A 14,762-nucleotide genomic window follows, 5' to 3' on the forward strand; every position below is an offset into this window, starting at 1 on the left:
GCCCGCCCGCCGACCCCGACCGACACGGCGGGCCGCCGCCACCGGACGGGTGAACGTGCCGTCGGCCGGTTGCCGCGGGCCGCGGCCCCGCCGGGCCGGGCCGATCCGCTCCCCGGGTGTCGCCCCGTCATCGTCGGGGTGTCGTCGGGGCGTTCGGGGCGACGGCGATACCGGTCGATAACGGACATAGCTGTCAGGGGCGTTGACAGGGACGCGGAGAGCTGATGGGCTGGTCGGGCCGGATGGCCGTGGGGGGCCGGGGCGGGCAGTGGGGGCCGGTGAGCTGGGCGTTTCGGGCGAGGAGGCTCCGGTGCAGGCGCGGGTGTCGGTGGCGGCAGGGCGTCGGTTGCGGCAACAACTGGAGCAGAGCGCGGCGCTGCGCGAGGTGCTGTACCACCCGGCCGCGCTGGCGGCGCGCCGGACGGCGGCCCGGACGGCCCGTCAGCTCGCTCCGCAGGCCGCCGACCGCTTCATCGCGGACATCAAGGGCACGGACCCGCTGCTGGCCTCGGTGCGGGCCGAGCGGCGGACCGGCCGGCGCGGCAGTGCGCTGCGGCTGGCGGCGACGCTGTCGGCGGCGGCCGTGGTCGGCGGGCTGCTGATCCCGGCGCAGGGTTTCGCGGCGGAGCCGGGCGGCCGGCCGGCGGTGTCCGCCGGGGCCGGGGACGCTCCGGCCGTGGCCGAGGCGCCGCTGCCGCTGGGTTCGCTGACGGCCCCGCAGATCTTCCCGCGCCCGCAGCAGATACGGCCGGGCGGCAAGCCGGTGGCGGTGCCCGGGCAGGTGACGGTGGTGCTGGCGGACGGCGCGGACCGGGCCGCGGTGGACGCGGTGCGCACACTGCTGCACCGGGCCGGCGCGGCCGAGGTGGTGACGGTTCCGGAGGCCCCCGAGACTCCGGCGGCCGGTTCGCTGGTGGTGTTCGTGGGCGGCCCGCACGAGGGCGCGGGCGGCCCGACCGACCGGGCGCTGCGCGCCCTCGCGGTGGCGGCGGGCCTGAAGGACACCGAGGTGCCGGCGCTGGCCGGCCTGCCCTCGGGCGGCCACCTGCTGGCGACGGGTCAGCTGCCCACCGCGGGCGGCGCGTACGGCGCGGTGGTGCTGGCGGGCATCGACGGCGAGGGCACGTTCTACGCGACGCAGAGCCTGGCGCAGCTGCTCGCCCCGATCGACCCCGGGCAGGGGCAGGGCGCGGCGGGCGACAGGGGCTTCCCCGGCGTGCTGGTGCGGGACTGGCCGAGCGGCGCCCCGGTGCGCGGCACCGCCGAGTCGTTCTACGGGGAGCCGTGGAGCGCCGAGCAGCGGCTGGCGACGATCGACTTCCTGGGCCACACCAAGCAGAACTTCTTCCTGTACGCGCCGGGCGGCGACCCGTTCCGTTCGCGGCGCTGGCGCGAGCCGTACCCGGCCGAGCAGGTGCGGGAGTTGACCGAGCTGGCGGGCCGGGCCCGGGACAACCACGTCACGCTGGCGTACTCGGTGAACCCGGGGCAGTCGTTCTGCTTCTCCTCCGGCAAGGATCTGGACGCGCTGGTCGCCAAGCTCGACGGTCTGCGTCAACTGGGCTTCCGGGCCTTCCAGTTGGAGTTCGCGAACGTCTCCTACGACGAGTGGCACTGCGGCGCGGACCGCCGGAAGTTCGGCACCGGCCCGGCGTCGGCGGCGAAGGCGCAGGCCGCGGTGGTGGCGGCGGTGCAGAAGCGGCTGGTGGCGCCGCACCCGGAGCTGGCGCCACTGTCGGTGGTGCCGACGGAGTTCCAGAAGCAGGGCGCGACGCCGTACCGGTCGGCGCTGGCGGCCGCGCTGCCCGCCGACGTGCAGGTGGTGTGGAGCGGCGGCGCGGCGATCGCCAAGAAGGTGACGGGCGGCCAGCTCGACGAGACCGCCGACCTGTTCCACCGCCCGCTGGTGACGCTGGACAACTACCCGGTGAACGACTCCGCGCCGGACCGGCTGTTCCTGGGCGGCTACGACGGCCGGGAGGCCGAGGTGGCTCAGCACTCCGCGGTGCTGCTGACCTCGGCGATGAGCCAGCCGGTGGCGTCCCGGATCCCGCTGGCCACCGCCGCGGACTTCGGCTGGCAGCCGGCCGGGTACCTGCCGGACCGGTCGCTGTCCTCGGCGCTGCGGCTGCTGACCGCCGGCCCGGCGCAGCAGGCCGCAGTGGCGGCGCTGGCCGGCAACAGCGCGTCCTCGGCGCTCGGCGGCAAGGAGTCGGCGTACCTGGCGCCGCTGGTGGACCGGTTCTGGGCGGCCGCGGAGCCGGCCTCGGGCGCGCCGGTCGACCAGGCGCGGCTGCGGGAGGCGGCGCAGCCGCTGCGCGACGCGTTCACGGTGATGGCCGACGCCCCGAGGACGCTGGCCGCCGACCCGCTGGCCGCGGACGCCGCGCCGTGGCTGTCCCGGCTGGCGGCGTACGGCGCGGCGGGCCGGGCCGCACTGGACATGCTGCTCGCGCAGCACGCCGGCGACGGCGCGGCGGCCTGGCAGGCCCGGCTGGAGCTGGGCCGACAGCGCTCGGCGCTGGAGCAGAACCCGGTGACGGTCGGCAAGGGCGTGCTGGACCCGTTCCTGGACCGGGCGGTGAAGGCCGCCGACACCTGGGCGGGCATCACCGCCGGGGCCTCCCCGACCACCACCATGGGCACCGCGCACGACCACGGCCCGGCGCTGATGACGGACGGCTCCGCGCAGACCTTCTACTGGTCGTCGGCGCCGCCGCAGGTCGGCGACAGCTTCGGCCTGGACCTGGGCACCGCGAAGCCGCTGGGCACGGTGACGGTGCTGATGGGCGGGCAGGGCGACGACCCCGACGCGTCCTCGGCCGCCGACGACTACCTGCACGACGGGGTGCTGGAGTACTTCAGCGGCTCGGGCGGCTGGCAGCAGCTGGCGACGGTGCACGACCAGCGGACGGTGATCGCGAACGCCCCGGCGGGCGCGGTCGCCAAGGCGGTGCGGCTGCGCGCCACCGGCGGGCAGAAGACCGCGGTCGCGGTGCGCGAGTTCACCGCCGGCGCGCCGGGTGTGGTGGACGCCGAGGTGAGCGGCCCGCCCGCGGCGCCCGGCTCCTCGCCGGACGCGGTACTGTCGGGCGACCCGGACTCGGCGTACCGGGCGGCGGCCGCGCCCGTCCCCGGCGACGCCCCGCTGACCGTGGAGCTGGGCGCGGCCCGCCCGCTGGACCGGCTGACGGTGCTGACCGACCCGACGGTTCGCGCCGAGGCGACCATGCAGGTGCGTCACCCGGACGGCGGATGGGTCGATCTCGGCCAGGTCCACCCCGGCTACAACGAGCTGCGCGCCGACGGCAGCCAGGTGGACGCGTTCCGCCTGGTGTGGCGGCCCGGCGGCGAGGCCCCGGTGGTCAACCAGGTGATCCCGTGGTACGCGGACGTCCCCGCGGCCCGGGTGTCGCTGGCCGATCCGACGCTGGACGTGGTGGCGGGCGCCGCCGCGCCGACGCAGACCCGGGCCACCGTGGAGTCGGGCCGCCCGGACGCGTTGACCGGCCAGTTGAACGCCGAGGTCCCGGCGGCCGCCAAGGGCCTGACGGTGACGCCGGCGCCGACCGTGACGGTGCCGCGCGGCGGCCGGGCGAGCGCCCCGGTGCAGGTGTCGGCGGCCGCCGACACCCCGTCGGGCACCTACCGGGTGCCGGTGGTGTTCACCGCGGGCGGCCTGACGGTCCGCCAGGAGCTCCAGGTGCACGTGGTCCCGCCGACCGGCGGCCCGGACCTGGCCCGGACGGCCGCCGCGTCCTCCTCGGGCGACGACAGCGGGAAGACCCCGGCCTCGGCGATCGCCGACGGCGACCCGGCGACCTCCTGGACGGCCCCCGCGAAGGACGACGCCTGGGTGCAGCTGCGGCTGTCGCAGCCGACCCGACTGGGCACGGCGGTGCTGCACTGGGGCGCCGCGTACGCCTCCCGCTATCGGGTGCAGACCTCCGCCGACGGCGTGACGTGGACCACGGTGGCGGCGGTGGACAACGGGCAGGGCGGCACCGAGACGGTCCGCTTCGACGCCCAGGACGTGCGGTACCTGCGGGTGCAGGGCGTCAGCCGGGCCGGCCGCTACGGGTACACGCTGTCCGGGGTCGAGCTGTACGCCGTCACCGGCTAGCCGGACACGCGGCGGGCCGCCGTCGCTCCCGCTGCGGGGGTGCGCCGGCGGCCCATGAGGCGTACCGAATGTCGTGTCGGGCGAGCCCTTGTCGGTCAGGCGGAGAGCGGAGCGTGCTGCTCGCCGCGGCGGACGGGACGGGTGCGGACCGGGGACGGAACGGCGGGCGGCAGGTCCGTACGGTCGTGGTGTTCGAAGTCCCGGAACTGGTCGAGGCCGCCGTACGGCTCCAGGTAGGGCCGCCAGCGCGGATCCTTGATCCCGGTGCCGATGACCCGCCAGGCCAGGCCGCTGGGCGCGGCCGGGGGGCGCTTCATCCGCCAGCCGAGATCGGCGAGGTGCCGGTCGGCCTTGGTGTGGTTGCAGCGGCGGCAGGCCGCCACCACGTTGTCCCACCGGTGCTGACCGCCCCGGCTGCGCGGGATGACGTGGTCGACACTGGTGGCGGCGGCCCCGCAGTACACGCACCGCCCGTGGTCGCGGGCGAACAGCGCGCGCCGGGTGAGCGGCACGGGGCCTCGGTAGGGAACCCGCACGAAACGGGTCAGTTTGACGACGGACGGCGCCGGAACGGCGCTGGTGGCGCTGTGCAGAGTGGTTCCCGCATCCTCCAGGGCGATCGCCTTGTGGTTGAGGAGCAGGATGAGTGCGCGTCGCATCGAGACGACACCGAGTGGCTCGTACGACGCGTTGAGGACAAGGACATGCGGCACGGGGCCTCCTTGGACGCCTGCGGCGCGTGGCTCGCGCCGAGTCGAGCGGGCGATCGTGCCCCTGCGGGACGCGATCTCCCTCAGTGTCGCCTTACGTCCTCGTACGACGCCACCATTTCTCTGTGAACGGGCCACCCGCGCCGGGTGGACCCGGTACGGCCGTCCATAGCCGGTATGCCCAGCTCGGGACCCTCCTGCACCCACCGTGCCCGCCGCGACGCGGAGGGTGGCCGGAACCGGTCCGACGGGCCGTCCGGGCGGGTGAACAGGGGCACGGCGGCGCAACGGGCAGGCCCTAGAGTGGGGCGATGCTCGCCGATTCCCCTCCCGACACGCCTACGCCGTCCTTCAACCTGCCCACCAGTGCCGCCGAGGTGACCGACTCCACCCGGCAGGCGGCCAACTGGCTCGACGACAACTGGCAGGGCTGGCTGATCGACGGGCTGCGGATCGTCTTCATCCTGCTGCTCGCGCTGATACTGCGGGCGGTGGTCCGCAAGGTCATCGACAAGCTGGTCTCCCGGATGGGCCGTCCCACCGAGACCGAGAGCGACCACGGTGTGCTCGGCGGGCTGCTGGCCAACAGCGGCGTCGTCAACACCGAGCGCCGCCAGCAGCGTTCCGAGGCGATCGGCTCGGTGCTGCGCTCGGTGGCGTCCTTCACCATCCTCGGCACCGCCTCGCTGATGGCCCTGTCGGTGCTCGGCGTGGACCTCGCCCCGCTGCTGGCCTCCGCCGGTGTGGCCGGTGTCGCGATCGGTTTCGGCGCCCGCAACCTGGTCACCGACTTCCTCTCCGGCGTCTTCATGATCATGGAGGACCAGTACGGCGTCGGCGACGAGATCGACACCGGAGTCGCCTCGGGCACGGTGCTGGAGGTCGGTCTGCGGGTCACCAAGCTGCGCGGCTCCGGCGGCGAGATCTGGTACATCCGCAACGGCGAGGTCAAGCGGATCGCCAACATGAGCCAGGGCTGGGGCACCGCCACGGTGGACGTCCAGGTCGGCTACAAGGAGGACCTGGAGCGGATCGAACTGCTGGTCACCGAGGCCGCCGAGCAGCTCTCCAAGGAAGCCCCCTTCGACGAGCTGATCTGGGGCCGGGTCAAGGTCCTCGGCGTCGAATCGGTGGCCGTCGACTCGGTGGAGCTGCGGATCGAGGCCCGCTGCACGCCCGGCAAGGCCTCGCAGGTCTCCCGCGCGCTGCGGCTGCGCATCAAGGCCGCGTTCGACCTGGCCGGCGTCAAGCTCAAGGAGGAGGCCCCGGCCGCCGTCCCGGTGCAGGCCGCCGCCCCCGACGTCCTGCCGCCGTCCGCCCTGTCCGACCCGGCCTCGGCACGGTCGCTGGCCACCAGGCCGATACCGACCCAGCCGTAGCGCGACAGACCGACGGCCGGGGCCCCGGGAGAGTGCGAACTCCCCCGGGCCCCGGCCCGTTGCTGTCACGGCGTCAGGCGCGACGCCTGCGGACGGCGATCAGCACGCCGGCGCCGGCCACCAGCAGCGCCGCTCCGCCGACCAGCGTGCACGTGACGGCGGTGTCGTCCATGCCCGTGAACGCCAGGCGGCCCGAGGGCTGCGAACCACTCTGCGAACCGCTCCGCGACGGCGTGGACGCGGGATCGGCGCCCGGAGTCGGGGGCGGGGTCGCGGCCGGGGTGGTGGGCGGCTCGGGGAGCAGCCGGTTGACGGCGGTGGTGGTGACGCCGTCCTCCAGGTTCTCGTCGTCGAGCACCACCGGACCGAGAACGGCCTGTTCAGGGGCCTGGTAGCCGTGCGGCGGGGTGACCTCCTGCCAGTAGTACATGCCCTTGTCGACGGTGGCCGTGCAGCTCCCGTCGGCGGCGGTGGTGCAGGGCTCGCCGACCTTGGTGTCGCCGTCCGGCTGGAGCCCGTCGGTGCGGTCGGTCTCCCGCCACAGCTGGAACACCGCCCCCGGCAGCGGCTTGCCGTCCTGGTCGTTCTTCACCAGGCGCAGCACGCCCTGCTGCGGCGTGAACCCGAAGTCGAAGCCGTGGTCGTTCTGGCCCGCTCCGCCGGTGGTCAGCGCCCGCTCGGCGAACTGCCCGTGGGCGTCGGCCTCGGCCGGCTGCCAGTGGTACAGCGGGCCGCCCTTCGCGTAGTCCGCCGGGTTGTCCAGGCGAACGGTGTAGGCGGTGTTCGGCTTCAGGCCGCCCGTGACGTTGGTGTTGTCGAAGTAGTACTCGCCGCGGTCGGTGGTCTTCGCCGTGCCGACCTTCCTGCCGTCCGCGTCGTACAGGTCGACGGTCACGCCGGCGGCCGCCTTCTGCTGCGGCAGCTGCCGGCCGGAGCGCTCCGGGTCGTACCAGACCCGGTTGCCGATCTGGAGCGGCGCCTTGTCGCAGAGCACTTCGAGGTCGCCCATCGAGGCGCCCTTGCCGAAGGCCGCGCGATCGCCCGAGTTGAGGCGTACGCCCTGGCCGGGATCGACCGTGCCGTCGCGCAGGGTGAACAGCGGGCCGTAGGCGTAGAGGCTGTCGTCCGGGTCGACACCGGCGGTGGCGATGGACGTCTCCACCTTGGACAGGGCCAGGCCCGCGTAGGCGGCGTTCGGGTGGAAGGTGGTCCCGTTGATGGTGACTCGGTGGGAGTCGAAGAACTTGGTGCCGCGCGGGCCGAGGCCGCAGCCGTTGTTGACGTCCATGACGTACGTGTCACCGGACTTGCAGGCCTTGTCCAGGTCGCCGTTGGCCCAGACCGGGGCGCTCAGGTTCGCACCCGAGACGCGGTCGGCGGCCCGGTCGCGGAAGGCGAGCAGCATGGAGCCGTCGGTCTCGAAGCCGATCTCGCCGAGCACCGGCTCCGGCTTGCCGAACCCGCTCCCGCCGCACGGGTTTCCGCCTTCGCCGGCGGGCCACGCGTCCGTCCACGGGTACCAGCCCGCACCTCGGCAGAGCGGGTCGGTGGCCCGGAAGAAGGAGGGCTCGCGCGGGTAGTCCAACGGCTGGTCGAGCACTGCCGCGCCGAACTCCCCGCTCGCCGGGTCGAACGGCAGCACGATCGCCCGCAGGTCGCCGACCTGCTGGGTGGACTGCCCGGAGCAGACGCCGCCCAGGTACCCGACGCCGTCCTGCATGCCGAGGCCGAACGGCCGCCAGTCGTCCGCCGACGGGCAGTCGGGGGTGGGGACGGTGTACACCGCCTTGGGCTTCTCGGCCGTGGCCGCCGTGGCGTCGTACCGGTACAGCTTCCGGTCGTTGAGGTTGACCACGTACAGGTCGCGGCCGTCCTCGGTGAGCTTCAGCCCGCCGAGGCTCTCCTTGCCCGGGGCGGCGAGGAATCCGGCGTCGTCGCCCGCGTGCGCGGTGGCACCGGTGTTCGGGACGGTGGCCCACCGCTTGGTGGCCTTCGTCGCCGGGTCGGTGACGTAGATCGCGCCCGGCCCACCCGGACCGTACGCGGTACCGGCCTTGGCCTGCGCGGAACTGAACAGCCGCTGCCCGTCCCGGTCCCACGCCAGGCCGAACACCGTGCCGGTCTGCACGCCGGTCGCCAGGACGGTGACGTCCTTGGCCGGGTCGGCCCCCTTCCGGGTCCGGTACGGGAGGCTCACCAGGGTGTGCCGGTCGGCCGGTTCGGTGGTGGCCGGCTGGCAGGCGGTGGCCAGCGGCGCGTTCTGCTGGCAGTAGTCCGCCGGGTTCCACAGGCCGGTGGTCAGCGTCGCCTGCTTGCCGCCGGACAGGTCGACGAACTCCGTGTTGCTGCTCAACTTGTCCGGCGCACCCGTCAGACCCTCACGAGCCGCGAACGCCGGGTACAGCAGCCCGGGTTGGGGATTGATCACATCCACCCGGTACCTGCCGCTCGCGGTCGACTTCGCGGGCTTCAGCGTCACTGTCCCGTCGGCCGCCGTCACCGCCGTCAGCACGCCGCCGTCCTCGCCGGTCAACGTCACCGTCACCCCGGCCAACCCCGGCTCCAGCGCCGGACTGTACGTCCCGCTCTCGTCGACGGCGCGGACCACCCGCACCGTCACCGAACCGTCGGCAGTCGCGGCGGGCGCGGACACCGCCGGGCCCGTGGCAATCCCGGCCGCAAGTACCGCCGCCAGCGCGGCAGGACGCCGGTACCCGATTCTCCTGTGTTGCACGTTCTCCCCTCCTGTGGTCGTGCGCCCCTCCCCCGGAAGGCGCACACGATGGACCGGAGGCTAGCGGGTCCCGGAGGCAGTTCGGAACCTTGGATTCCGTTTTCGCCCGATTGGGACAACGGCACGACTGCATAACGGCCTTGACGCCTATTCAGTCACGAACGGCCGACAGGGGCCCCGGAGTTGATCCCGGAGCCCCCATCCGCTGCTGATGCGGCGTCAGGCGCGACGCCTGCGGACGGCGATCAGCACGCCCGTGCCGGCGACCAGCAGGGCCGCTCCGCCGATCAGGGTGTACCTGAGGGCGGTGTCGTCCGTGCCGGTGAAGGCCAGGCTGCCCGACGGCTGCGACGGCTGGGACGGCGCCCGGGTGGGCGTCGGGGTCGCCGGCGGGGTCGGGGCCGGGGTGGTGGGCGGCTCGGGGATCAGCTGGTTGACGGCCGTGGTGGTGAGACCGGCGTCGAGGTGCTCGTCGTCCAGCACGACCGGGCCGAGGACCGGCTGTTCGGGAGCCCGGTAGCCCTTGGGCGGGGTGACTTCCTGCCAGTAGTAGGTGCCCTTGTCCACAGTAGCGGCGCAGGTGCCGTCGGCGCCGGTGGTGCAGGGCTCGCCCACCTTGGTGTCGCCGTCCTGCTGGAGCCCGTCGGTGCCGTTGGTCTCGCGCCACAGCTGGAAGACCGCGCCGGGCAGCGGCTTGCCGTCCTGGTCGTTCTTCACCAGGCGCAGCACGCCCTGCTGCTGCATGAAGCCGAAGTCGAAGCTGTGGTCGTTCTGGCCCGCTCCGCCGGTGGTCAGCGCCCGCTCGACGTACGTGCCGCCCTTCGGGATGCTCCCGTCGGAGTCGATCAGGCGGTCGTCACCGACGTTCGCCCTGGTCGGGACCCAGTGGTACAGCGGGCCGCCCTTCGCGTAGTCGGCGGGGTTGTCGAGCCGGATGGTGTAGGCGGTGTTCGGCTTCAACCCGCCCGTGACATTGGTGTTGTCGAAGTAGTACTCGCCGCGGTCGGTGGTCTTCGCCGTGCCGACCTTCTTGCCGTCCGCGTCGTACAGGTTGACGGTCGCGCCGGAAACCGGCTTCTGCTGCGGTAGTTGCAGGCCCGAGCGCTCCGGGTCGTACCAGACCCGGTTGCCGATCTGAAGCGGCGCCTTGTCGCAGAGCACCTCCAGGTCCGCCATGGCGGCGCCCTTGCCGAAGCTGGAGCGGCCGTCGGAGAGTTCCTGGCCCAGGCCGGGGTCCTTCTCGCCGGTGCGGAGGGTGAACATGGTGCCGGCGGTGACGATGTGGTCGAGCACGTCGTAGCCGGAGGTGGCGATGGAGTTCTCCACCTTGGACAGCGCCATGCCCGCGTACGTGGCGTAGGTGTGCGAGTCGTGGTACCGGCGGACGTCGTAGAAACCCTTGCCGCGGGTGGTGATCCCGCAGCCGAGGTTGACGTCCATCACGTACGCGTCACCGGACTTGCACGCCTTGTTCAGGTCACCGGAGGCGAGCGCCGTCACGCCGCCGGGCGGGGCCGGCTGGTCGGCGCTCGGATAGATGTTGGCCTGGTCGGGGTAGCGGTCGCGGAAGGAGAGCAGCATGGAGCCGTCGGTCTCGAAGCCGATCTCGCCGAGCTCGGGCTGCCCGTAGTAGTTGCAGCGGTCGGCCGGCTTGGTGTCCGTCCACGGATACCAGTTGTAGGTGTTGCACGGGGTGGCCGACGTGCCGCGGTGGTCGAGCGGCTGGTCGAGCACCGCCGTGTCGAACTTCCCGGTGACCGGGTCGAACGGGTAGACGATCGCCCGCAGGTCGCTCAGCTTCTGGGTGGACTGGCCGGAGCAGACACCACCGACGTAGCCGACGCCGTCCTGCATGCCGAGGCCGAACGGCCGCCAGTCGTCCGCCGACGGACAGTCGGGAGTGGGAATGGCGTACACGGCCTTCGGCGCGGAGGCAGTGGCCGCCGTGGCGTCGTACCGGTACAGCTTCCGGTCGTTGAGGTTGACCACGAACAGATCGCGGCCGTCCTCGGTCAGCTTCAGCCCGCCCAGGCTCTCCTTGCCGACCGCCGCCATGAACGCCGGGTCGAGGAGGCCTTCGTGCACGCTGCTGCCGGCGTCGGGGACGGTGGCGAACAGCGAAGTGGTCTTCGTCGCCGGGTCGGTGACGTAGATTCCGCCCGGGCCGCCGGGGCCGTAGTTCGTGTCGCGCTTGGCCTGGGCCGAGCTGAACAGCCGTCGGCCGTCGCGGTCCCAGGCGATGCCGAACACGTTGCCGGTGTCGGCAGCCGTACTGAGATCGGTGACGTCCTGGTTGATGCCACGGGACCGGTACGGGTAGCTGAGCAGGGTCCGCTTGGCCGCCGGGTCGGTGACCGCGGGTTGGCAGGCGGTGGCCAGCGGCGCGTTCTGCTGGCAGTAGTCGGCCGGGTTCCACAGGCCGGTGGTCAGCGTCGCCTGCTTGCCGCCGGACAGGTCGACGAACTCCGTGTTGCTGCTCAACTTGTCCGGCGCACCCGTCAGACCCTCATGAGCCGCGAACGCCGGGTACAGCACGCCCGGCTTCGGATTGACCACGTCCACCCGGTACTTGCCGCTGACGGTCGACTTGGACGGCTTGAGCGTCACGGTGCCGTCGGCCGCCGTCACCGCCGTCAGCACGCCGCCGTCCTCGCCGGTCAGCGTGACCGTCACCCCGGCCAACCCCGGCTCCAGAGCCGGACTGTAGGTTCCGCTCTCGTCGACGGCGCGCACCACCCGCACCGTCACCGAACCGTCGGCAGTCGCGGCGGGCGCGGACACCGCCGGGCCCGTGGCAATCCCCACTGCCAGTAAGGCCGCCAGCGCGGCCGAGCCCCGGTATCCGTAGTGCTTGAGTTGCACGTGCTCCCCTCCTGCTGAACGCGCGCCCCTCCCCCCGGAGGGGCGTGCACGATGGTCGGAGGGTAGCGGTTGGGGGCGCACTTCGGAATTCTGCCTTCCGTTTGCACCGGAACGGTAACGCGCCTGCTTGACATCGGGCCTGACGCCACCTCAGTAGCAGACGCCGACAGGGGCGCCGGGAGGGTCTCCCGGCGCCCCTGTCGTCAGTGACTCGGCGTCAGCTGCTGTGGCGGCGCCTGCGGGCGACGACCAGCAGTCCGGTGCCGGCGACGAGCAGGATCGCTCCGCCGACCAGCGCGTACGTCAGCGTGGTGTCGTCCGTGCCGGTGAAGGCCAGGCTGCCCGACGGCTGCGACGGCGCCGGGGGCGGGGTCGGGGTCGCCGGCGGGGTCGGGGCCGGGGTGGTGGGCGGCGGCGGGATCAGCTGGTTGACGGCGGTGGTGGTGATGCCGGCCTCCAGGTGCTCGTCGTCCAGCACGACCGGCCCGAGGACCGGCTGTTCGGGAGCCCGGTAGCCCTTGGGCGGGGTGACCTCCTGCCAGTAGTACATGCCCTTGTCGACGGTGGCGGCGCAGGAGCCGTCGTCGCCCGTGGTGCAGGGCTCGCCGACCTTGGTGTCCGTCTTCTCGCCGTCGACCTGGAGACCGTCGGTTCCGTTGGTCTCCCGCCACAGCTGGAACACGGCACCCGGCAGCGGCTTGCCGTCCTGGTCGTTCTTCACCAGGCGCAGCACGCCCTGCTGCTGCATGAAGCCGAAGTCGAAGCTGTGGTCGTTCTGACCGGGCCCGCCGGTGGTCAGCGCCCGCTCGACGTACGTGCCGCCCTTCGGGACGGTGCCGTCGGAGTCGATCAGGCGGTCGTCACCGACGTTCGCCCCGGTCGGGACCCAGTGGTAGAGCGGACCGCCCTTCGCGTAGTCGGCGGGGTTGTCCAGGCGGATGGTGTAGGCGGTGTTCGGCTTCAGGCCGCCCGTGACGTCGGTGTTGTCGAAGTAGTACTCGCCGCGGTCGGTGGTCTTGGTGGTGCCGACCTTCTTGCCGCTCGCGTCGTACAGGTTGACGGTCGCGCCGGGGACCGGCTTCTGCTGCGGCAGTTGCAGGCCGGAGCGCTCCGGGTCGTACCAGACCCGGTTGCCGATCTGGAGCGGCGCCTTGTCGCAGAGCACCTCCAGGTCCGCCATGGCAGCGCCCTTGCCGAACTTCGAGCCGCTGGACAGTTCGTTGCCGAAGCCCGGGTCCTGCGCGCCGTTGCGGAGGGTGAACATGGTCCCGGCGCTGTACGCGTGGTTGTACACGTCGTAGCCGGAGGTGGCGATGGAGTCCTCGACCTTGGACAACGCCATACCCGCATACGTGGCGTAGGTGTGCACGTCGCCGACGCGCCGGAGGTCGAAGTAGCCCTTGCCTCGAGTGGTGATCCCGCAGCCGAGGTTGACGTCCATCACGTACATGTCCCCGGACTTGCAGGCCTTGTTCAGGTCACCGGAGGCGATCGCGAACACGTACTCGGCGGCCATGGTCCCGCTGGCCTGGTCGCCGTAGCGGTCGCGGAAGGAGAGCAGCATCGAGCCGTCGGTCTCGAAGCCGATCTCGCCGAGCTCGGGCTGCCCGAAGTAGTAGCACGTACTGTCGGTCGGCCTGGCGTCCTTCCACGGGTACCAGTAGTAGCCGGAGCAGACCGCCGGGGACGGACCGCGGTAGTCCATCGGCTGGTTGAGGACGGCCGTACCGAACTTCCCGGTGGCCGGGTCGAACGGGTAGACGATGGCCCGAACGTCGCTCAGCTTCTGGGTGGACTGGCCGGAGCAGACACCACCGACGTAGCCGACGCCGTCCTGCATGCCGAGGCCGAACGGCCGCCAGTCGTCCGCCGACGGGCAGTCGGGAGTGGGAATGGCGTACACGGCCTTCGGCGCGGAGGCGGTGGCCGCCGTGGCGTCGTACCGGTACAGCTTCCGGTTGTTGAGGTTGACCACGAACAGATCGCGGTTGTCCTCGCTGAGCTTCAGCCCGCCGAGGCTCTCCTTGCCCGCCGCGGTGAGGTACGCGACGTCGCCGTCGGTGGTGTGGGCGGTGCCGCCCACGTCCGGCACGGTGGCGAACAGCGAAGTCGCCTTCGTCGTCGGGTCGGTGACGTAGATCGCGCCCGGGCCACCGGGGCCGTAGGGCGCGTCGCGCTTGGCCTGGGCGGAGCTGAGCAGCCGCTTGTCGTCACGGTTCCAGGCGATGCCGAACACGTTGCCGGTGTCACCGTTGGTGCTGATGTCGGTGACGTCCTGGTTCATGCCCCGGGACTCGTACGGGAACGTCAGCAGGGTCCGCCGGTCGGCCGGTTCGGCGACCGAGGGCTGACAGGCGGTGGCCAGCGGGGCGTTCTTCTGGCAGTAGTCCGCCGGGTTCCACAGGCCGGTGGTCAGCGTCGCCTGCTTGCCGCCGGACAGGTCGACGAACTCGGTGTTGCTGCTGAGCTTGTCCGGCGCGCCCGTCAGGCCCTCGCGGGCGGCGAACGCCGGGTACAGCACGCCGGGCTTCGGATTGACCACGTCCACCCGGTACTTGCCGCTGACGGTCGACTTGGACGGCTTGAGCGTCACCGTGCCGTCGGCGGCGGTCACCGCGGTGCTGACCGCACCGTCCTGGCCGGTCAACGTCACCGTCACCCCGGCCAACCCCGGCTCCAGCGCCGGACTGTACGTCCCGCTCTCGTCGACGGCGCGGACCACCCGCACCGTCACCGACCCGTCGGCAGTCGCGGCGGGCGCGGACACCGCCGGGCCCGTAGCGATCCCGGCCGCGAGTAAGGCCGCCAGCGCTACGGTGCGCCGGTATCCGTACTTCTTGAGTTGCACGTTCCTCCCCTCCTCCTGTCGGCGCCCGGCTCCCCCGGAGCGGGCACACGATGCTCGGAGACTAGCGGGTCCCGGGCAGGCTTCGGAACAGGGCCTTCCGCTTTCA

General features: G+C 72.8%; 6 protein-coding genes. 2 read left to right on the plus strand and 4 right to left on the minus strand.

The annotated features are described in order from the left end of the window. The first annotated feature begins 310 nt into the window (after positions 1-310). Positions 311-4,123, plus strand: coding sequence for a beta-N-acetylglucosaminidase domain-containing protein (locus ACIQF6_RS22680; protein WP_400897725.1), 3,813 nt, complete (start codon positions 311-313; stop codon positions 4,121-4,123). A 95-nt stretch (positions 4,124-4,218) separates the two neighbouring features. On the opposite strand, the gene ACIQF6_RS22685 is transcribed toward ACIQF6_RS22680, so the two are convergent. After that, positions 4,219-4,836, minus strand: coding sequence for an HNH endonuclease (locus ACIQF6_RS22685; protein WP_400897727.1), 618 nt, complete (start codon positions 4,834-4,836; stop codon positions 4,219-4,221). A 308-nt stretch (positions 4,837-5,144) separates the two neighbouring features. Between ACIQF6_RS22685 and ACIQF6_RS22690 the strand changes: the two genes are divergently transcribed. Further along, a complete protein-coding gene (locus ACIQF6_RS22690) occupies positions 5,145-6,212 on the plus strand; it encodes a mechanosensitive ion channel family protein (RefSeq protein ID WP_400897729.1) in 1,068 nt (355 codons plus the stop codon). Between the two features lie 73 nt (positions 6,213-6,285). Here ACIQF6_RS22690 and ACIQF6_RS22695 read toward each other — a convergent pair whose 3' ends face one another. The 3 genes from ACIQF6_RS22695 to ACIQF6_RS22705 form a co-directional block, all read right to left on the minus strand. Then, positions 6,286-8,946, minus strand: a complete 2,661-nt coding sequence (locus tag ACIQF6_RS22695) for an SdrD B-like domain-containing protein (RefSeq protein WP_400897731.1) — start codon at positions 8,944-8,946, stop codon at positions 6,286-6,288. 219 nt (positions 8,947-9,165) lie between these two features. After that, entirely contained in the window at positions 9,166-11,808 is a 2,643-nt protein-coding gene (locus tag ACIQF6_RS22700; RefSeq protein ID WP_400897733.1) for an SdrD B-like domain-containing protein, read from the minus strand. 217 nt (positions 11,809-12,025) lie between these two features. Continuing rightward, positions 12,026-14,656, minus strand: coding sequence for an SdrD B-like domain-containing protein (locus ACIQF6_RS22705; protein ID WP_400897735.1), 2,631 nt, complete (start codon positions 14,654-14,656; stop codon positions 12,026-12,028). Between the last annotated feature and the right edge of the window lie 106 nt (positions 14,657-14,762).

Source organism: Kitasatospora sp. NPDC092948 (assembly GCF_044754805.1).
Taxonomy (GTDB): Bacteria; Actinomycetota; Actinomycetes; order Streptomycetales; family Streptomycetaceae; genus Kitasatospora.

Excerpts from the sequence above, each read along its gene's own strand:
- ACIQF6_RS22690 (WP_400897729.1), top strand. The coding sequence starts at position 5,145 with ATGCTCGCCGATTCCCCTCCCGACACGCCTACGCCGTCCTTCAACCTG.